Origin of the sequence: Sphingobium phenoxybenzoativorans (genome assembly GCF_018286635.1) — a bacterium.
In the GTDB taxonomy this organism is placed as follows: domain Bacteria; phylum Pseudomonadota; class Alphaproteobacteria; order Sphingomonadales; family Sphingomonadaceae; genus Sphingobium; species Sphingobium phenoxybenzoativorans.
In genome coordinates this window covers 1,520,012-1,540,129 of sequence record NZ_CP073910.1, presented here as the reverse complement: position 1 = coordinate 1,540,129, position 20,118 = coordinate 1,520,012, and the positions used below count along the sequence as shown (strand labels likewise).

18 protein-coding genes are annotated in these 20,118 nt (G+C 62.8%); 10 read left to right on the top strand and 8 right to left on the bottom strand.

The features are described from left to right. Nucleotides 1-200: 200 nt before the first annotated feature. The 8 genes from KFK14_RS07400 to KFK14_RS07365 are packed head-to-tail and all read left to right on the top strand — an operon-like array spanning nucleotide 201 to nucleotide 11,388. A complete protein-coding gene (locus KFK14_RS07400) occupies nucleotides 201-2,147 on the top strand; it encodes a hypothetical protein (protein ID WP_066516497.1) in 1,947 nt (648 codons plus the stop codon). Then, nucleotides 2,144-3,259, top strand: coding sequence for a conjugal transfer protein TraN (gene traN / locus KFK14_RS07395; RefSeq protein ID WP_212610428.1), 1,116 nt, complete (start codon nucleotides 2,144-2,146; stop codon nucleotides 3,257-3,259). Before KFK14_RS07400 ends, traN begins: the two co-directional genes overlap by 4 nt. A 22-nt stretch (nucleotides 3,260-3,281) precedes the next feature. Further along, a complete protein-coding gene (locus KFK14_RS07390; RefSeq protein ID WP_246524956.1) occupies nucleotides 3,282-4,109 on the top strand; it encodes a type-F conjugative transfer system pilin assembly protein TrbC in 828 nt (275 codons plus the stop codon). Continuing rightward, a complete protein-coding gene (locus KFK14_RS07385; protein WP_212610426.1) occupies nucleotides 4,081-4,680 on the top strand; it encodes a S26 family signal peptidase in 600 nt (199 codons plus the stop codon). The genes KFK14_RS07390 and KFK14_RS07385 overlap by 29 nt, the downstream gene beginning before the upstream one ends. Next, a complete protein-coding gene (locus tag KFK14_RS07380) occupies nucleotides 4,677-5,555 on the top strand; it encodes a conjugal transfer protein TraF (protein ID WP_212610425.1) in 879 nt (292 codons plus the stop codon). The genes KFK14_RS07385 and KFK14_RS07380 overlap by 4 nt, the downstream gene beginning before the upstream one ends. Beyond that, on the top strand, nucleotides 5,552-6,136 hold the full coding sequence (locus tag KFK14_RS07375) for a hypothetical protein (protein WP_021244028.1): 585 nt from the start codon (nucleotides 5,552-5,554) through the stop codon (nucleotides 6,134-6,136). The genes KFK14_RS07380 and KFK14_RS07375 overlap by 4 nt, the downstream gene beginning before the upstream one ends. A gap of 45 nt (nucleotides 6,137-6,181) precedes the next feature. Further along, a complete protein-coding gene (locus tag KFK14_RS07370; RefSeq protein WP_212610424.1) occupies nucleotides 6,182-7,603 on the top strand; it encodes a conjugal transfer protein TraH in 1,422 nt (473 codons plus the stop codon). Between the two features lie 14 nt (nucleotides 7,604-7,617). Then, on the top strand, nucleotides 7,618-11,388 hold the full coding sequence (locus KFK14_RS07365; protein WP_212610423.1) for a conjugal transfer protein TraG N-terminal domain-containing protein: 3,771 nt from the start codon (nucleotides 7,618-7,620) through the stop codon (nucleotides 11,386-11,388). Here the strand turns inward: KFK14_RS07365 and KFK14_RS07360 are convergent. From KFK14_RS07360 to KFK14_RS07340, 5 genes are all read right to left on the bottom strand, one after another. Continuing rightward, nucleotides 11,375-11,830: a hypothetical protein gene (locus KFK14_RS07360; protein ID WP_212610422.1), complete on the bottom strand. Its 456-nt coding sequence runs from the start codon at nucleotides 11,828-11,830 to the stop codon at nucleotides 11,375-11,377. The genes KFK14_RS07365 and KFK14_RS07360 overlap by 14 nt on opposite strands. 243 nt (nucleotides 11,831-12,073) lie before the next feature. Beyond that, a complete protein-coding gene (locus KFK14_RS07355; RefSeq protein ID WP_212610421.1) occupies nucleotides 12,074-12,601 on the bottom strand; it encodes a GNAT family N-acetyltransferase in 528 nt (175 codons plus the stop codon). Beyond that, the gene (locus tag KFK14_RS07350; protein ID WP_021244025.1) at nucleotides 12,598-12,843 is read right to left on the bottom strand and encodes a type II toxin-antitoxin system TacA family antitoxin; all 246 of its coding nucleotides are present in this window, start codon (nucleotides 12,841-12,843) and stop codon (nucleotides 12,598-12,600) included. Before KFK14_RS07350 ends, KFK14_RS07355 begins: the two co-directional genes overlap by 4 nt. Nucleotides 12,844-13,124: 281 nt before the next feature. Continuing rightward, the gene (locus tag KFK14_RS07345; RefSeq protein WP_212610420.1) at nucleotides 13,125-13,901 is read right to left on the bottom strand and encodes a LuxR family transcriptional regulator; all 777 of its coding nucleotides are present in this window, start codon (nucleotides 13,899-13,901) and stop codon (nucleotides 13,125-13,127) included. Between the two features lie 401 nt (nucleotides 13,902-14,302). Continuing rightward, a complete protein-coding gene (locus KFK14_RS07340) occupies nucleotides 14,303-15,550 on the bottom strand; it encodes an acyl-CoA dehydrogenase family protein (RefSeq protein WP_212610419.1) in 1,248 nt (415 codons plus the stop codon). A 299-nt stretch (nucleotides 15,551-15,849) separates the two neighbouring features. Here KFK14_RS07340 and KFK14_RS24195 point away from each other — a divergent pair, with 299 nt between their 5' ends. Next, nucleotides 15,850-15,981 carry a hypothetical protein gene (locus tag KFK14_RS24195; protein ID WP_281417178.1) on the top strand — a complete coding sequence of 44 codons (132 nt, stop codon included), beginning with the start codon at nucleotides 15,850-15,852 and terminating at the stop codon, nucleotides 15,979-15,981. Between the two features lie 111 nt (nucleotides 15,982-16,092). On the opposite strand, the gene KFK14_RS07335 is transcribed toward KFK14_RS24195, so the two are convergent. The 3 genes from KFK14_RS07335 to KFK14_RS07325 are packed head-to-tail and all read right to left on the bottom strand — an operon-like array spanning nucleotide 16,093 to nucleotide 18,922. Beyond that, the gene (locus KFK14_RS07335) at nucleotides 16,093-17,136 is read right to left on the bottom strand and encodes a TIGR03857 family LLM class F420-dependent oxidoreductase (protein WP_212610418.1); all 1,044 of its coding nucleotides are present in this window, start codon (nucleotides 17,134-17,136) and stop codon (nucleotides 16,093-16,095) included. Nucleotides 17,137-17,183: 47 nt separating this feature from the next. After that, the gene (locus KFK14_RS07330; RefSeq protein ID WP_212610417.1) at nucleotides 17,184-17,690 is read right to left on the bottom strand and encodes an aldehyde dehydrogenase family protein; all 507 of its coding nucleotides are present in this window, start codon (nucleotides 17,688-17,690) and stop codon (nucleotides 17,184-17,186) included. Further along, nucleotides 17,690-18,922, bottom strand: a complete 1,233-nt coding sequence (locus tag KFK14_RS07325) for a phosphotransferase family protein (protein WP_246525031.1) — start codon at nucleotides 18,920-18,922, stop codon at nucleotides 17,690-17,692. Before KFK14_RS07325 ends, KFK14_RS07330 begins: the two co-directional genes overlap by 1 nt. Nucleotides 18,923-19,233: 311 nt before the next feature. On the opposite strand from KFK14_RS07325, the gene KFK14_RS07320 reads away from it, so the two are divergent. Further along, nucleotides 19,234-20,103 carry a VOC family protein gene (locus KFK14_RS07320; protein ID WP_212610415.1) on the top strand — a complete coding sequence of 290 codons (870 nt, stop codon included), beginning with the start codon at nucleotides 19,234-19,236 and terminating at the stop codon, nucleotides 20,101-20,103. Nucleotides 20,104-20,118: the final 15 nt, after the last annotated feature.

The window sequence follows — 20,118 nt, the reverse complement described above, 5'->3', positions numbered from 1 at the left end:
CCACCCCCGGTCAGCGCGGCCGAAAGCCCCCCATCGCGGCAGGCAAGCCCCCCTATTGCCACGCCTTCGGTGGCGGCCGCGCTGACCATCTTCGAAGGACAGGCCGTCTATAGGGTACTCTCGCCCGGATCCGCCGCGTTCTGGGCGGGAGACGTGCTGCGCTTCGCCTACGGGTCGCGCAGTACGCGTGCGAGGCAGCCATGAAACGGTGCAGCCTGGCTCTTCTGACAGCCGCCTTTGCGATGCCGCTCCCCGCGTCGGCGCAGACCATAGAGGAACGCGCCCGCGCCGCCGCCGAAGCCTCGCGCGAGAAGACATCCGACAGCGAGGCGATCCAGGAGAATTACCTGACGCCGGGCCTTGCCGGACAGGCGATCTCGACCGTCGACAACAGCCAGACATTCAATCCCAATATCGCCTGCCAGAAGACGGCCACCCTGCTCGAGCTGATCGCGCAGCCCGCATCGACGGGCGATATCGGCACGCTCCGCATCAGCCGCGACAAGAATCTCGACGGTGCGGTCGATCAGACGTTGACCTTGCCGGTGCCGGTATCGGGCATCTGCGCCAATGGCGTCGTCTCCTGTCAGCCCGGCACATGGAACCTGTGCAAGAGCTTCAAATGGGACGTGGCTTCCGGCGGCGATCTCAAGCTCACCGAAGTCGGCCTCACCGATCTCGCCGGCTGCTACTGCGTCAACAACAGCTGCGGGTCGAACCTCGTCTGGGGCAATATGGCCTCAGTGCTGAAGGATCTGGGCGGCGGCGTGATCGGTGCGCTCACCACCGCTGATCCGCGTGTCGGGGTTGCGCAGGCGGTGATCGATGGCCCGGCGATCCGCTATACCGGCGCACAGAGCACTGCCTGTTCGACCGACCCCTCGCTGCCCCAGACCGCCTATCGGGCGAGCCCGGCTGCGATCCAGGGCGATGCGGCGAGTGCGGCCGCTTCGAACAGCGTGTTCCAGGCATTGAAGGGCTCGCCCGCCGGGATGGGAAAGGCCGAGCAAGTCCGCTCCTGCACCATCACGCGCGAAGTGTCGTTGAATGCCACCAAGGCGGAGGACGTAATCGCACATGTCGGCGGAGCCTATGCGACCTACGCGCCGTCGCCCGACCGGCTGACCTTCCAGATGGGCTCGCCACGTGACGATAGTCTGCGGGGCGGAAGCTGCCGCATCTTCGAGTTCCAAATGCGACTGCGCGTCGATGATCCCGACCGGCTCTTGCAGTTCCGCCTCTCGCAATATTTCTTCGACGACTGGATTCAGCTTCGCATCGATGGTGAACTCGTCCTCTCCAATCCCGCGAACTGGACCGGGAGCGGTCTGCCGCCGGCAAAATGTGAGCGGGGCCGGACATGGTACGCCTATCCCAATCTCGATCTCAAGCCGTGGCTGACCGAGGGCGAGCACGTCATATCGATGCGTGTGGCGGTCGGCGGTGAGGGAGAAGCCTTCGCGCAGTTCGACGCGCTGCTCGACATGAGCTGCAATCCGACCGAGCGCATCGTCGACCTGTGTGCGGGCTATGCCGGCGACGCCAACTGCACGCTCCATGACGAAACGGTCGATGGCGTAGAGATCTTCCGTAACGGTGTCGCGACCGGCCTCACACCTCTGCCGCAGACCCGCCTGTTCGAAGGCGGCGCCTGTTCGCTCAGCCTCACCCGCGACTGGTTCGGACGCCAGCGACGCTATCGCTGCATGGTCGACACCGGATCGATGCCGGAGCCCGATCTCAGCCGCGGCGCCTATATCATCGACCATTCGACCGAGACCATGCTCGCCGACCGCGTGAAGACGGCCGATGGGGGCCATGCCACGTCCTCGCGTCCCTTTGCGCTGCCCGATCGCGGCTCGGTCCCGGCCTGCGAGCCGGTCTGCAAGACGCGCGCGCCGACCCGGAACACGGCGGCGGCGCTCGATGGCGTGGTCGGCGCGAAGCAGAACGCGCCCACCGGCTGGGACACCTTCTATCACGCTTGCAAGACCGGCAGCGCGGGCGGCGACATCTGCCCCGCCGGCCCCGGCGAGGAGATCGTCTCGGCCTGCGGCTGTCTCGACGATTTTCCCGAAGCGGTCGTGATGATGCAGACCGTCCGCCTCGGCGGCGCCGATCTCGTCTGCACCGGAGAAGTGCGATGATCTGGCGTCCTCTCTTCTGGCCGACGCGTGTTGCCCTGATTGCGCTCGCCGTTGTGGGCTTCCTGCTTGCAGGGCAATTCAGCCCGGCGCAGGCGCAGCAGCCGATCTGCGCGGCCGATCTCAACGGCAATGGCGATGCCGGCGATCCCGGCGAGGTCGCGAGCTGCTCCGCGATGGCGGACGATGCCTGGCTCTGCCCGATCCAGCAGACGATGTGCGTCGCCGATGCGCAGGGCCAGTATAGCTGCCCGCTGGGATCGCAACATCAATGCCTGACGCCCGCAAGTGGCGGCACGCCGATGTGCTCGCCCAACGCCTGCACGGGGAGCGACGGCGCCGGCATCGAGGACGATCCGGTGATCGACGATCCGGGCGCGCCGGCAGATGGCGCTGTCGATGCCGAGGGCCATTGCCTTGGCAATATCGAGATCTTCGCTGGTCGCGCGGTGCGTTGCCGTCCGGCAGGCCTTCGCACCACGTTCCAGAATTGCTGCAAGGATAAGGGCAAGATCGTCAAGGACGGCATGGGTTCGTCCATCACCTCTATCCAGACCAAGATCGCTGTTGCCAAGGGCGTCTATACCGGCATGAGCGCCGCCTACACTGCGTTCAGGGCGGGCGCGACGGCGGGACAAGCCGCGACCTCGGGTGCAAACGCCATCATCGCGGGTATTGATCCGACCTCGATCGCGATCAGCCTTGCGATCAACTTCATGATGGATTTTCTGCTGTCGGGTTGCGACCAGCAGGACATGGAAGTGGGCATGCTCAAGGGATCGGGCATGTGCCACGAAGTCGGCAGCTATTGCTCCTCGCGTATTCTCGGCATCTGTGTCCAGCGATCGCGCGGCCACTGCTGCTTCAACACCAAGCTTGGCCGCATCATCCAGGAGCAGGGCCGCCCGCAGCTTAAGAGCTTCAACGGGGTCGGCTGGGGTACGGCGAAGAACCCCTATTGCCGGGGGTTCAGCCCGGAAGAATTCCAGGCGCTCGACTTCAGCAAGATGGACCTCTCCGAATATTATTCCGAGATCGAGGCCCGCGCCCAGGCCGACATCCAGATCGACATGAAGGACAAGATCGATGCCCACATGCAGGTTATCGGCCAGTAGCGCGCGTCGCCTAGCCGCCGCGATGGCGATGCTCGTCTCAGCGTCCGCGCTGGCCCAGGATAGCGTGGCGCCGGAGAACGCGCGCGATCGAACGGCCGCCGAGGGTGAGGCCGCGCTCGACCGGCTCGAGCGCGCCGCGGCCGCGCGGAAGAAGGAAGCGGAGGTCAGGGGCCCCACGGCGCTGCCCACGCCGTCCGAAGAAACCCGTCGCCGCACATTCGAGGGTCTGCGCAACCGCGCGCCGTCTTCCGCGATGGACGCACGCGCCAGAGCCGCGCTCGACAAGGGCAAGGACGCCTTGGCCGCCGAGCGCGAGGCCATGGCGCATCGGCTCGGCCAGGCGCTCGGCCTCGAAGCACCCGACATGGAAGCGGTCGCGGGCGTCGCCGCGCCGCCGACCACCAAGGGCTGGGTGCCGGTGCTGTTCGTGTCTTCGTCCATGCCCGTGACGACACTGCGCACCTATGCCGGACAACTAGAACGGGTCGGCGGCGTGCTGGCCTTTCGCGGCATGCCCGGCGGCCTGACAAAGGTCGCACCGATGGCGAAGCTCTCGGCCGAGATTCTGCGCCACGATCCGGGCTGCGAAGGTCCGGCCTGCGCGATGCGCGATGTGCAACTGATCGTCGATCCGCTGATCTTCCGCCAGCATGGCGTATCGCGCGTCCCTGCGCTCGCGATGGTGCCCGGCGATCCGGCGCTTCCCTATTGCGAGCGCGAGGATGACAGCCCGCGCGCGAGCCATGTCATCTATGGCGACGCGGCGCTCTCCGGACTTCTCGAAGAATATGCCCGCCTCGGCGGCAAGAAGGAGGTCAGCGATGCTCAGGCTCGCCTTCAGGGCCGCTAGATCCGGCTGGGCCGAACTGAAGCTGCTGCCGCTAAAAGCCGCGGTGGCGCTCGGCAGTTCCGGCCTTGGCCAACCACCGCGTCCCAAGCAATTGTGGAAGGCTTTTGGGATCGTGCTGCCGGTCGGTCTCCTGACCTGGTGGGCCATTCCCCAGGCAACGATCGTGATGAGCCCGTCGATCGATGCCTGGCTGGTCCGCAAGGCGCCCGGACCGATCGTGCGCGGCGATTTCGTTTCCTTCACGCTCTCACACCCACTCGCCGGCCCTAAGCCGGTCGCGGTGACGAAGATGGCGCTGTGCCTGCCCGGCGATCGCATCGACTGGATCGAGAAGCCGTCGCCGATGCGGCCCGACGAATGGGATGGCTGGTATTATTGCAACGAGACGCTGCTCGGGATCAGCAAGGCCTACGGGCACAACGGCCAGAAGCTCGAGCACTGGCGCCCGATGTATGGGACCATCCCGCCGGGCATGATCTATGTCGGCTCGTCGCACGCGAGCGGGTTCGACAGCCGCTACTACGGCCCGGTCGCGATTGACCGGCTCGAACGCATGGAGAAGCTGCTGTGAGCCGGCGCTGCCTTGCCGGTGCCGCGGCATTGCTGCTCTGCGCACCGGTCGCCTTCGCGCAAGCGCCCGGCGACGCCCGGACGGGCTATTGGTGGTATCAGGCGCCGCCGAAGCCGGCAGAGGAAGAGCCCGATCCTGACGCGCTGGTTAAGCCGGCCATCCCGCCGATGGCGGAGCTTGCCACCTGGACGCCACCGAAGATCAGGAAGCTGATCGAGCAGCAGCGCGATTACGCGGCGACCGTGCTGACGGTCGATGCGGTCGCGGATTTCTGGCGCTTGCAGGATTTCGCGAGGCGCAAGGCGCGCGCCTTCGCGGGCGTCACCCAGATCGCGATGTTGCAGCACCCGGAACTCAACGCCAAGGCCGCCAATCCGATGGTCGGCGAGGCCCGCGACCAGCTTTCCGCGCAGAAGGATCAGGTCCGCCGCCAATATCTGCGCGGCCGCGCCAATGAATTCGCGCTGGTCATGTTCTCGCGTTCGACCTGCGGATATTGCCGCGTCCAGTGGCCGATCGTCCAGCGCTTCCAGGAGGAGATGGGCTGGCAGGTCACGCTGATGGACATTGACCGCAGGCCCGAACTGGCCCAGCGGTTCGGGGTCGAGATCACGCCGACGACGATGGTCATCCGGCGGGGCAGCCAGCAGCGCATGGTGATCGCCAGCGGCGTCGAGGCTTATCCCAATCTCATCCAGACGGCCTATCAGGCGGTGCGGCTGCTTGCGGGCGATATCCGGCCCGAACAGTTCCTGACCGGGGCCGGCGAAGAGGACGGCTTTTTCGATGCCCTCTCGGCCGGGCCGGTGTCCGCCACCGATCCCCGCGCGCTGGGCGGCGATCTGGTCGGCGCGAGCCTGGAGCCGCAGCAGTGAAGCAGCTCGTGGCCTGGGTGCTGGTCGGCCTGCTCGTGGGCGGCGTCCCGGCGTCGGCGCAGGCTCCGACCCGCGAGCAGGCGATGCGCGCAGCGATCCATCCGGTCGCGACCGAGGCCGAGATGCGAAAATGGCTCGCCCGCGTGCCGGTGACGCGCGACTGGCCGCCCGATTTCGCGGAAACCATGAAGGGCCAGGGACCGGCCTTCATCGTCGAGATGAGCACGGCGTCCGGTTGCATTCCCTGCGCGGACCTGTGGACTAGGCTCGGCACGCTCGGTCACCGTTATGGATGGAAGGTCCGCACCATCGGCGCGCAGGAAGCGATGCTGCGGTCGGGACGGCTCGACCTGCCGTGGGTCGGGCATCCTGTCGCCTGGGTACGCCCGGTCTCTGACGCCAATCGCACCGTTCCGGTCGCGATCGGCACGGATCATGCCCCCAATCTCGCGCGCAATCTTTATCTCGCCGCCAAGATGCTGACCGGCGTGAAGCCGGCTGTCGGCGTGCGCGGCATGTCCAAGTTCACTGGGATCGTGGCCACACCGCCACGCCCCTCCTCCAACCGGGTGAGGAACTGACATGGGGAGCCAAATCCTCGCCCTATCCCAAGAAAGCTGCCCGCCATGGCTTCCTTCCGCCGACTGACACTCCGCGTCCTGCCCCTGCTCGCTGCCTGCGGCTTTGCCACGCCCGCTTCCGCGCAGAGCTGGGCCGAAAGCTGGTTCGACAATGTCACCTACACGTCGCCGGGCAGCTTTGAGGACCAGACCCGTGGCTACATCACCGCGGGCGGAATGTCGGGCCGGGTCGACGTTCACAACGATTACCTCATGAGCGTGACGCTACCGAAGATCCGCGCGGGCTGTGGTGGCATCGACATGTTTCTGGGCGGCATGAGTTTCCTCGATCCCGACTATTTGGTCCAGAAGCTCGAAAGCATCCTGCAGGCCGCTCCCGCTGTTGCCTTCCAGTATCTGCTCGAGACCCTCGATGAGAAGATGGGCAACATCATCTCGAAAATGGAGGCCGCCACCAATTTCCTTAACAGTATCCAGGTCAACGACTGCCGGCTTGCCAATCGCATGGTCCAGATCGCCAAGGGCGACGACAATATGTCGGGCATCATGGAGGAAATGACCGGCTACAAGTCGGTGCGCGAGGGCTTCTCCAAGAGCTATCAGCAGAGCCGCGAGAAGATCCAGGCCAACCAGGGCAATCCGACCGAGGACCTCAAGGACGCGCTCGAAAACTGTCCCGCCGAGGTCACCGAGATTTTCAGGACGGGCTCGCTGCTGGCGCATGCCGCCGCGCGGGTTGGCGCTTCGGAATGGGCGGGCGTCATGCGCGCGCGGGTCGGCGACGTCTATATGCGCTGGGATCAGGCCGACCGCGTGCCGCTGTTCAGCGCTATTCCCGCCTGTCCCCGTCAGGATACCGAGAGCGTCGACGATTTCCTGACCGGCAAAGTCCAGACGCGGGCGATCGCCGTGCCGCCAACCTCCGCCGATTGCTCGGTGGACGGCAGCGGCCAAGGCGCGCTGATCCTTGCGCGCGGCCGGATGGAATCGATCGCGGTGAAGATTCGCACGCGCGCAGCCCTGACGCCGGAAGAGCGGCAGTTCGTCGCCAATGTGCGTACGCTGCCGGTCTATCGGCTCCTCGAATGGGGTGTGCGCCAGGGCATGGTCGAGAGCGTGATCGGCGATACCGATGAGCTGGTCGCGCTCACGCTCGCCTATCAGATGCTCAACGACCTGACCCGTTCCATAGATTTCGCCGTGTCCAATGCCGAGCGCGGCGCAACCGCGGCAGGAGCCAGCGACGCGGGCAACGCCAAGGTCTGCCAAACGCGCATCCTCACCAAGGGGATCGAGCAGCTGAGCGGGTTGCGCGATGAAGTGCTGCGCCAGCGCGCGCAGATGCGTCAGTCCTATATGGCGGCGCTGAACCAGGCGAACCTCTCGGCCAACTACGCCGGGGTGGTGCGCCAGCGCGACCGCGACGCGCGCGATGCCGCCGGCGCCGCCGCCAACCGCAACCGCTGAGCGAGGGCCACGCCATGATCCGCATCCTTCGCGCCCTGTCAGTCCTGATCGCTCTATTCGCGGCAACGCCCGCGCTGGCGATCGACACCAGCTTCCATACCTATGACGGCTTTGCCGAGACCGTGGACGCCTTTCGCTTGGTGTCGATGATCTTCGGCGACCCGCGCTACGAGACGCTGGTTCTGATCGTCGCCGTAGTCGGCATCGGCCTCGGCGTCCTGCTCGCCAGTATCCGTGGTTCAGGCATGGGGCTGGTCGGGTTCGGCTTCCAGATGCTGATCGGGGTCGGCCTGTTCGTCGGAATGGTCGCGACGACGGGCACGGTCCATGTCTATGACCGCGTGCGCAACGCCTATCAGCCTGTCGGCGATGTCCCCAATCTCATCGTGCTTGTCGCGGGCATGACCAACATGATGGAGCGCGCGCTCGCCGAGGTGATCGACGACAATACGACCGATCCCCATGCCAAGCTCGAGTTCGGCGCGGGCGGCCATAGCTTCGATCTGTTCCTCAATGCCGCCTCTCCCCGCGGGCCGATGACCGACACCTTCCTCGACTCGACGATCAAGGATTATGTCCGCCAATGCTATCCGGTCGCGCGCGTCTCGCCCGCCTATGGCGTCGACGACGACATGCTGTTCCGCACGGCGACCGATCTGCCTGCCGCTTTCGCCGGCATGGCGGGGCCCGCGACCTTCAGCACAGTGTTCACCTCGACCGACAAGGGCGGCACGACGGTCAGCTGCAACGAAGCGTGGGAGCATATCTCGACACGCCTCTCCGAACCCGCCCTGTTCGACAACTATGTCGCGCAGGTCTGCACGCGCACAGGCTATGACATCTCCAATGCGACCCAGCTTCAGCGCTGCCGGTCCAACATCGGCGAGCTTGGCCAGATGATGATGGACACCCCGCAGTCGCTCCAGCAGTTCCTCACCAATGTCATGCTGGGAAGCACGGTGGGCGACGTGCTCTTCGAAGACAGTCCGGCAACGGCAGCGCGGGTCATGGCCAATCGTGCTGTCGTCTCGTCCGGCCTTGCGACCATGTCGACAGCCAACGAATGGATGCCGACCATCAGGGCCACGGTTTTCGGAATCATGCTGTTCATGATGCCGATCGCGCTCCTGTTCATCCTGACCCCGATCAACCTGCGAGTTGCCAGCTTCGCGCTCGGCCTGTTCGTGTTCGTGGCGCTATGGGGCGTGATCGACGCCGGGATCTATCAGCTCACTCTCGGCCGGGCGACCGATGTGCTCGCCGAGATGCGCTCGAATAATGTCGCGGCCAATGCCTGGATGCTGGCGCCATCCTCGGCGATGAAGGCGCTGGCGATCTTCGGCAGCTTCCGCACGGCCGCTGCAGGACTTGCAGGTGCGTTCGTGTTCACCGTGTTCCGCTTCTCGGGTAATGTCTTCACCTCGTTCACCTCCGGCGCGCTTGGCGTCCAGGGCCAGGGCACGGCAGCGGCCGCGCCGCTTGCGACCAGCGAAGGCTATGCCGGCGCACTCGAGGCGCAGGCAACGGCGGCGGGCACCATGGCGCGGCGTGGTGCTGCTTCAAACTTCGGCGATTTCGGGGAGCGCTCGACCTTCGGCGCCAATCGGGCATTCGGTTCAGCGAGCCGCGTGTTGGCCGAGCATGGTGGTGGGGCAAACGGCACGGCCGCCTTCGGTATGGGCAAGCTCGACGCCGCGCGCGAGCTGGGCGGCCTGTCACCTGCACTCACCGGACGCAGCCTCAGCGATCCGGCGACCGTTCGCACGGTGCGCGACAACGCCGCCACCAGCGCAATCCACAATTTTGCGGAGAAGGATGCGCTGCGGGCGCTCGGCACCGGGTATTTCGGGCAAGGACAGGCTGGCGAAAGTGCCTTTGCCGCCTTCGCGCAGAGGATGGTCCAGTGGCGCGCGTTCGGTGATCAACGTGCCTACGACATGATGCAGTCGGGCGCGCAGCGGCATTTCGAGCGGAACGGCTATGATCAGAAGGACGCGACGCTCAAGGCTTCGACCGTGATCGCGCAGGCATCGGCCGATCCGACGTTCGCCAAGCTCGTCGCCAACACCTATGATCAGGAGCAGATGCTGAGAAACGATCTCACTGCCGCGCAGGTCCAGGTTGGCGCGATGGAGGGCCGGCGGGATTTCGCGGGCGACAATGTAGCTCGCATCGAGCGCGGCAATGTCGCGACCGAGCAGGCGCACCGCACCGGCAGCAACGAAGGTCAGCGCAACGCTTCCGCCATGCTCGGCCTCTCCGTTCAGGAAACCTCGCGTCGCATCGCCTTCATCAATGCGCTCTCCGGCGAAGCCCGCTCCTCCGCCATCACCCAGCTCTCCCGCGCCACCGGTCGCAACGAGGCGCAAGTCATGCGGGCACTGGAAACCTACAATGCCGCCGTGCAGGTCGGCACCGCCGATGGCGCGACGGCCGAGGCGGCGCGCGAGGGCACCAGCGTCTATGCCCGCACGCGCGAGGCGGCGGGCTATGACTTTGCCGAGCGGTCGGGAAAGCTCGACGCGCAGCGCGAGGTCGGCCACGATGGCACGCGCTCGGCGGCGCGGATCGGGGAGCAGCGGCGGCAGGCTGATAATGCCGGGTTCGCCGAGGGCGCGGCCGCGGCAGGCATGTCCGTGCGGCAGGCCGCCCACCTGGATAGCTTCATCCGCACATTGAGCCAGGGCGCCGGCAACCAGGTCGACATGGCTGAGGGTGGCGCGGAGGGTATCGCCGATCGCGCCCGCAACGAGCGGTTAGGCCGCATCGTCGAGAATGAGCGGCTCACGCGTATGCAGCAACTGCTGGGCGAGCACGGCGTGCAGATGTCGACGCGTCAGATCGCCATGGCGCAGAATGGCGATCTGAGCCTCAATCTGACCCCTGAGACCGCGGTGCAAATGTGGCGCGGCGGTCTCATCAATGAAAGCCAGCTCGGCGCGATCGCCAATGGCGGCCGTGCCCGGTTCAGCTTCGCGGACAACGATGTGCTGGTCTCGAGTTCGGTCGGGTTCCAGCAATCGGCGCGTAACGACACCAGCACGCGCTTCGAGGCGGGCAAGCAGGCAGGTCCCGATACGATCGAGCATTTCCTGAGTGGTGGCGAACAGGGACAGGCGATGATGCAGAACTGGCTGCGGGGCGGGTTCGAGATTGACCGACACGGCAACTGGCGTCTCAATCCGCAGGTTGCGGATACGCTGACCAGGGATGTGCAGGCGATCATCACGCAGACCGGCTGGCAGCGCGGGCTGTCACGATCCACACAGGATCAGGCATCAATGGGCACGTCGGTCGGTGCTCACATCGGCGGGAGTGTCGACACCCAAGAATCGGAAGCGATAGGAGGTCGCGGACAACCTGCCGGTAAAGGGCAACAATCGAGCCAAAGCCCGACCACCCAAAAGGGCCGGGCCACATCGGGGCGCGTCGGCGGGAGTCTTGGTTTCGAGAGTCGCGATATTGGAAGTACAACGGAGAATGCTCAGTCGAGCCTGGATATCGTGAACTACGATGTTCGTGATGCAATTGCTGCCGCCGAACGCGCCGCTGCCCGGTCGAGCGATCCAGCTGCAACCTTCTCACGCGAGTTGTCCGATCGTATCCTTGGCCCGGACGGCATGCGCAATCGCTACCTGCAGGATGCGGACTCTGGACGGGCCACATTCGATATCACAGGCCCTCTCACGTCGATCGAACAAAACTCCGTGCTGAAAAACGGAAGATTCTCGACTGACATCGATGGGAGCGCCGGCGACGGCGATAGCAGCTTCAAAAAACGCTGATCCGAGCCCCGTTGTTGGGGCTTATCGGGTTGCCAATCCATAACGTGCCTGATCTGGGATCGAACATATCAGTGCCAGCGCGAAGGTCTTTCATCGCCCGATCATGCTCCTCCCACACATTGGCGATTGTGACCGGTGCCTCATCGCATAGCGGACCGCCCTCGCCCTTCGATGCAAATCCGGCCAGCCAGTGCTGCGCGCGGCCGACACCCAACACCATCAGCGCGGTCATCGGGAAGAACAGGACATTGAGAAAACCGGCGGGCGCGTTGTCGTAGAAGGCCTCCAGCGGCGCGACCTTGGTGGACGCCGCCATGCCGATCCACCAGACCGGAATCGCGGCCCACCACGCCTTGGCATACCAGGGACGCCACAGCCAAACGGCTGCTTTCAGCTGGGGCGCTGCGAGTTCGGTTGCCTGCATGTCGACTGCGGTATTCATCGATAGTCCTCGCAGGCGATTATCGCACAGATCTTGTCATTGTTCCATCATGCATAGTCGGTTTAGTGCGGCAAATCGCACCGAAACACTGGTTTGATCCCGCTGATTCTGTTCTCTGCAAGCTGATCTGGAGCGAGCCTCTGCCTTGGGGGTTCGATGTAGGATATGGTCGCGCGAGCGCCCCCGGTATGGAGCTCACGTCGAACGCGAACGACGTTGCATGGCGCATCGCGCCCTAAACGCCTAGAATTGGCCTGCAGCTCTCAATTCACGTTCGAGTGTCGCAAAAGGCAATATGAGTGTCAGCGGTTTGTCGTGCAGCGGAATAGCGCCGCAGCTGGCATACCAGTCGGCAGCGCGCTCGTTTTTGGCGTCGATGATTAGGATAACCCCGCCGATCTCGGCCGCGACGCGAATGCATCTGCGCCCGATCGCGCCCAGGAGCTGACCCCCGAGTCCTTTCCCCTGCACACGCACATCCGTCGCAAGCCGCGCGAGCCGGAAGCCCGGCACCTCATGCCTGGCGAGTCCTCGCCTCGTCAGTTCTGGCGTATCCGCATGATCCATGCTGCCCGGAGCGATGCTGTAAAAGCCGAGAACCGTCTTGTTGTCGGTGTCGTCGATGGCGAGGAACGTCTTCGCCCCGCCTGCCTCATGGCTTTGCCGCGCATAGCGCTGCAAGTAGACGTTCAGATCATTGTCGCCGCAGTCGAATGAAGCCCGGTCATGCGCTTTCGAAATCGCTTCCTCGTGCCACGAAGGAAGGGTCATGCCAATTTTGGCATCGCGGCGATGGCAGCGCGCAGTTTCGCATTCGCCGGCGGCGGGTTCTCGAGCAGATCAAGAACGAGCAGGCTGTCTCTCTCGCTCAGCTTCGTCCGCTCCGCCTCTTCGATCACGTTCTCGGCCTCACGCAGCGCCGAACGTGTTACAAAGGTCGTGAGATCGGTGTGCTTGAGCGCAGCCGCCCGGGCGAGCAAAGCCTTTTGCTCCGGCCGAATGCGCAGGCTCATGCGTCTGTTGTCTTCCACTACTGCTCGCGGCATTGCGTGTCTCCACTCGTACAGCTTCAATTGGTACACCGTTCCGCTGCAGTTCGTCAAGCAATGTACGTCTTGAAAGAGCACGTCGGGTACGCTTGGGGGCCTCAACACGCTTCCCCACTCCCCACCTTTCCGATTCTACTACCCCGTCTCAACCAACCTCCACCCTTCCGCGCTGCTCGCCGAAAAAGGTCCAGGCCGTATGTGGGCAACGGTTCGCTCCCGCCACACTAGGGAGAGCACCCTGGCGCCTATTCACGCTCCGGCCTGTCGCCGGCGCTCTCGGGCATCTTGTCCTGTCCATCACGGATGAGCTGAGCATCGACGATCGCGCGCGCAACCAGCTCCGAGCGCCTGAAGACGCCATAGCGTTGCTTGGCTCGCGAAATGAAATACCGGACGGTGGTCTGGGCGATGCCGAGGATCTGGCCGATCTCCCAGTCGGTCTTGCCGAGTGCGATCAGCGCCGTGCATTCGGACTCGCGGCGCGTGAGCCGGGGAACATCGCGGCCGTGCATGGCGTGATGAAGATAAAGGGCCGCCTTGAAAGCAAAGCTCGCAACGATCTGGAGCACGGCCATCAGCGACGGCGTGATTTCGATCGGCTCCGGACGGGCGAAGGTGCAGGACGCATAGGATTCGCTGGGTATGTGCAGCGGCACGGTGATGCCGTGAACGATCCCGTAGCGCCGTGCTTCTCCGAACAGGGCCTGTTGGTGGTCGGCAAGCTCGACGAAGCTGGTGATCTCCTCCCAGCTGAATGGCCGGTCGAGCAGTTGGCTCACTTCATAGACTGGGTCGATGACAAAGCAGTGGTTCTCGATGTACGACCGGACGAACTCCGCCGGATAGTTTGTGACGACCATCGACCGCTCGATTAGCCGTGGAAGACCGCCGTGCTGGACCAGCGCGACATAGGGAAAGCTCATTTGCTGGGCAGTGCCGGCTAGTCCGTCGCGCAGCTCCTCGGTTGAAGATACAGTGCCGATCCGGGCGAGCGCCTCGCGTAGGCGGGGTCCGACATACATTGACATCCTCCTCGCGGGTGCGCGGATCTTCGCATCCGCTCCACCGTTCATAAATCAGTCGGGCATGCCGCTCTCCAGTTCGGCACGACCACGATGGGAATGAGCGAAGACTTCACGCTCGTAAGCGGAAAAACCAGCAGCGTCAGACCGACTCAAGACATCGAGCATTCTGACGCGACCAACGCGGCACCATCATTAGTTGGCGTCGGAAGCAAACTTGCTCATGCTTCCATGCGCTCGTAACTCCGAGCGCCAGCTACGCGAAGATGCACTCTTCGTTGAGGTGAAGCCGGATAAGCGCGAACAAGCCATAACAGAGCAGCAAAATAGCAATTCAATAGACTGCCTCAAAGGACCATCGGCGCTTATGGACATACCACTGCAGAATAATGATCTTTCGGTTATTCGCCCAATAGTGCCCCCGCTGCCAATATCCGCTGCGACGATCCCATAAACATTGAGCTGAATGGATGTGACCGGGCCATCGATGCGTCGCGATAAAGTCTGGTCAACCGTGAATTGCGCGTCAGGTCCCTTGGCCCCACGGTCGGTAGAAGGATTTCAGAAATGGCTCCCCAGCAAATCCTGGCCACTTCGCCCGAAAGTGCCGAGATGCGGGCATCGGTGTCCATGGAGAAATCCGCCGTTCCTGCCATGTTTTCTCGGGCCGCGTGCATCCATTGCTGAGCCGCGCCTCGAACCAACGTTTCCGCCACATGCAAACGATGGAGCAGCTCGCCATAATAGCGCTGGAAATCCTCATTCGCGGCGCGCGGCATGTTGGGCGGCAAAATGGTGTTCCGGGATTTCATGAGATCGCCATAGAGCGACGTGGCTGCCCGCAGCATGCCCACATATATAGCGCTGGCCTCAAAACTATAGGCACTGCCCTGACGGCCCGCGTAAAGAGGATTGTCGTGCAATGTCGATCCCGTCGTGCCACCCGTCACAGCAGCGCTGACAGCGTGAATGTGCGGCAGGACATGGCTGGCCGGAACGATGCCGTTCGTGAATCGAACGGAATGGGAACCGCTTCCACGCAGGCCGAGCGTATTCCCCCAATCATCAAGCAACTCCCAGCTTGAGCGCGGAGCGACATAGGTCATCGGAAGCGTTTTGGTTGGGTCGGCGCCTTCTTCAATCGCATAGCCGAGAAAATGCGTTGAATAGGGGCTGCCGGAAGCGAAGTTCGCGGTTCCATTCAGGATCCAGTTGCCGTCTGCCGATCGCCCTGCGATCACAGTTGGCTTTACGGTCGAAGCAGCGACGAAGTGCCCGTCTCCAAAAATCTCTGCTTGAGCCTCGGCCGGATAAAAGGTGGCGACAGTAATGGCATGACCGGCGCCGAGGCAGAGCTGCCATGCAGTCGATGAACAGCCTGTCGCAATCCAACTCATGATCTCTACATACGTCGGGAGATCGAAGCCGTATCCGCCAAAACGCTTTGGCACGCAGCAACGATAAAACCCGGCATCCTGGAAAAGTCTGTGCGTATCCTCTGCGTAATAGCCCCGTTCTTCCGTCTCTGCCTGGCGCTCAACGAGCATCGCTGAGATGTCTTTCGCCCGGGAAATCATATCCGCGGGAGTCAGATGGGATTCTGGCGCGCTGGCCATAAGATTGGGAGTTTTGGTCATGGTCAATGACATAGTTTTCCTCTTCAGATCTCTGCTCGACTTATCAAGGGCAACTAAGCAGGAGAGCCATCCTACGACGACCTGCCGGGCTGGTTTGTGGTCGCCGCCGTTACCCGAGGGCCTGTCTGACGGATAAATGAAAGCTGCTCGTGCGGTTGTATATCCCATAGCATTGGGACAGCTCTTTGATTTAATCCAAGTCGCGAACCATCAAGCCCCGCCATATTGTGGCGATTTGATGCGGTATTCCGTTTTGATCCGATCGGCTTCAAGCACGCCTGTCGCGTTTGACATAGGAACGTCAGCGTCAGATGCGCCAGACTCATGTCCATTTCGGCATGCCCGACAGCGCAGGAATGGCCGCACAACGCGGGTCGAATGTGATGTGTCAGGCGCGCGCCTACGCCGAGCAGGATCACGACAAGGACGGCGGGCAAGCCTGAGCTTGGGCTCAATCACAATGAAACCCACTGCTGACATAGCTATGTGTCGCTCGTCATGGTGGCGGTGATCCGACACCGGGCAAGAGACCCCCAAGAAAGCCGAGCCTTCGCTCACGCAGAGCCGAGCGGCGCAATGATGTCGGCTTGCATGTCAGGTGTTGTCCCGTGCAAAAGGATATAGTCTACCCCCGCATCGACATATTCCTGGAGCCGTCCGATACAGTGCGCGACACTACCCGTTGCAGCGCCGGTTTCGAGCCATTCCTGAGGCAACATGCCAGCCACCTCGGCCATGGCACGGCGCTTCTCCTGCGGATTACCCGTTCCATATTCTAGCCGTGCCAGCCCCGTCGCCGCGATCTCATGCATCGGCGCCTCACTCCAGCCGTTGGCAGCCACGACGGGCGCACCCACTTCGGGATGCATGAAGTAGGAGACGGCGCGTGCTTCCAGCATGTCGATCCGCATGTCTTCGGGAAATGAGTCCGGGACCGTGATGACGGTCGCGTAGATTTTCACGGCCGCAGGATCTCGTCGAGCGGCCACAGCGGCGTCGCGCACGATCTTGATCGATCGGGCAACACCTTGGGTGGTGAGAAATGGATGCAACACGACGCCGTCAAAATGCTGGCCGGCAAGCGCCAAGGTCTTCGGGCCGATCGTGCCGATGATGATCGGCGGCGGATTTTCACACCCCAACGGTAGTTGGAGTTCCGGATACTCGCCTGCCGGACCGCTGTACCGGACCGTCTCACCCGCCCACAGCTTGCGTAGGATCATGACATAATCCGCCATGCCCTGAAGATTTGGTATCGGAATGCCGAGTTTCTTGAAATGCGATGGCACGCCTCTTCCATAGCCAAGCACGTAACGCCCGCCGCTTAGCATCTGCAAGGTCTGCGCCATTCCTGCCTGCACGACAGGGTGGCGCGTTCCGAAATGCGTGAGTCCGGCGACCAGCATAAGTGATCGCGTCGATCGTGACAGGGCGCCCATCGTCGCACCTAGCTCCTTGCTCTCCCAGCGCTCGGACAGGAAGATGCCGCCCAAGCCGAGCGCTTCCGCTGCTTCGGCCTGCCCGAACACGACATCGGGGCTCGATACCTGCCCGGGCAGGACATAGGAATAGATACGATCGCGGGACAGCGCCATCATCAGGACTCCGAGCGAGAATTGAGATCGATAACATTGCTATAGAACCGCTATGGCACGTCCAGAATCGCCTCGATTTTTGGGAGGACCGAGGGATCAAGTTCGAAGCCGGAATTGACGCACCACGCCCGCGCCATGTCTGTCTGCGGCTTTGATGCAGCAACGATCGCGCGCGCCATTGCGCGCCGCGCGTCGGGTCGCCTTTCGTGCGAGAAGAGCGCGGTCACCCGCGACAGTAAGTCCTGCCGGATGACGTCAAGGTCCTCATTGTCGAGAGCAGGATCCAACAAGGCAGCGCGCGCGCGCGTCACCTGCGGGTCGAGGGGATTGGACTCGTCCAACTCGCTGATCCGTTCCGCCATTTCGATCGTGTCGGCCAGCGCCCTACGGACGCATTTGCGAACAAGGGGCAGCCGATCAATCACCATGTTCAGTGTTGCGATCGAAAGCTGCAACTGCTCCACCGCCATCTTGTTGCCCGGATCTACGGCGGGCCCAACCGCGTCGCGCAACGCCTTCATGACGACGTTGAGTTGAAGATTGATGTCGAGAACCATCAGAGCAACTCCTCCAGCCTGTCCCGCAAATTACCCAGGATGACTTGTCCCAACATACTCAGCCAAGCCACCACCACATCCTGGTGGGTTTTGCCATGACGGGCGACCCGCCACGCCGCGCCGAGCATGGTGACCACTCCTTGGAAGTCGTTGAATATCCGGAAGAACTGAAGCTTCTTCGGATCCACAGTCAGGCCCGACAATTGCTCATAACGTGGCAAGAACTCGTCGACGGGCATTAGTCCGCAGGCGAGGAAAGTCTTTCCGTCTTCGGCGTAATGTCCAAAATGGCTGCCAGTTACCCAGGAAAGATCCTGATGGCGATCACCGAGTGCCGCCAGTTCCCAGTCGAGCCATGCCGTGATCTTCTCGCTCGTTTCGGAGAACAAGAAATTGCCAGTGCGGAAGTCGCCATGGACGAGTGAAACGCGGTCGAGCGTCGGTGCATTCTCGATCAGCCATTCTGCGATGACCTCAATCAAGGGGGAGTCCTCGAACCGATCCTCTTCCCATATTCGCCGCCATCCGTTGATCTGGCGGATAATCGCCGAGTTGGATCCCACCTCGGCCGCGTCGAAATGTTGCAATTGCGCGAGGCGCGCCTCGTCGATGGTGTGAACGGCGACCAGGTTGGCGACAAATTGCTCGGCGAGGACAGCGCGCAGTTCGGGTCCGAAGTTCGTCCCGATCCCCGAGACTGTCTGCGAAATGCGCGCTGTCGGCTTGGTTGTACCCTCGACGAAACCATATATGAGAGCAGGAAAAGGCAGGTGGCTACCCTCGATGTCCACCCAGAAACAGGGAGGAACGGGGACGGCGTCCTTGACCAGTTGAAGCACTTCGAATTCGCGGGCGCGACTCGTCTCGACGATGGAGGCAGGCGGCTCCATACGGAGGACCATCCGCGTAACCTGTCGGTCGCGCGCGCCCGGCGGTTGCCAATCGAGGTCGAACGCCATCTGCAGCTTGGATGCGCCGCCTTGCAACCATCGCGGGTTGAGTAGCGCGAAATCATCTCCGATCTCCGAGCGGATCAAGGAAGCCGTGCCTTGGGCGAGGTCCTCGAGCGGCAACGCCCTATAGCCTGGGCTGCTACGCAATCTCATCTTGCGAGTGAGGACGCGATCAAGCTCCCGTTCGACCGGATAACGCCCTCGAATTTTCGTAATGAGGGCTTCGTCGGGCTCCGCTCGCGGATCGGATCGCGCCTCACGCTGTCGCTGTTCAGTCATCAATGCACATTTCCAACGACCTTCCGATTCTTAGTTTTTATTTCGATGCATCAGTCCGGTTGCCGCATTCGCAGAGCGTGGTTTCGCTTGAGCAGCTTCTGCATCGTTTTGCGCGCAAGACTCGCCACTTTGTCGCCCTCGCTCGTGCGCTTGTATATCCCATGGCATTGGGACAGCGCTATTGTGCCGAATTGATGCGGCATTCAGTTTTGCTCCGTCCGACTTCAGGCGGGCCTATCGTGTTTGACATAGATCAATGAAATCCTCTCCCTAACCTGATCTAGTGGTCAGGTTAGGGAGAGGATTTGCAAATGCCCCGGTTAAACATACAGCTTGGCTATGCCGGTTTTGCGGGCGACATGTCCGCCTGGCTGGATTTCGGATGCGGAATATACGGGCTACAAGCGCTTCCGGGCGAAAATGAGTTACGCTTCCGTATCGATGACCGGGCGTGGCGCATTGCCATCCGCCAAAGCGACACGCCCGGCGTCGATTATATCGGCCTCGAAGTGGGCACGCTGAGGGACTTGCAGGCTATAGCTGGACGGCTCCGTCAGTTTGGACATCAAGCCACGGAAAACCGCGACCTAGCCAAGACCCGGAATGTATTTCATCTAATTGAAACCGAAGCGCCGGATGGAACCCGTATCGAGCTCTTCGTGGGAGGACTCACCCTTTCGGAAGCTTTTGTTTCGCCCACCGGCGCCCGGTTCGTCACAGGCAGCGCAGGGCTGGGTCATGTTTTGCTGCTTGTCCCCGATATCGAGGCCGCGCTGGCCTTCTTCGTCGACGTGATCGGTCTTCGGCGGACAGACTCCATCGAAGTCGTTCCCGGCTCCGATGGCCATTTTCTGAATGGCGGTAAGCGCCATCACGTGGTTGCGCTGGCCCACATTCCTGGCGTCACTGGATTCGATCATATCTATTTGGAAGTCGACCGCATGAGCACCGTCGGCCGTGCATGGGACAAGGTTTCCGGCGGCGCGGCGCCTGTCGCCAGATCACTTGGGCAACATGCCAACGACCCCGCGCTGTCCTTTTATGCGCAATCGCCATCCGGCTTCCTGTTTGAATATGGCTTCGCCTCGACCTTGATCGATGACCCGGAAAGCTGGACCGAGACACGGTGGGAATCCGCCTATCTCTGGGGCGGCACCTTCGGCAGCCATGCGGTCGGCTGAGTCCGGCCGCCTCCA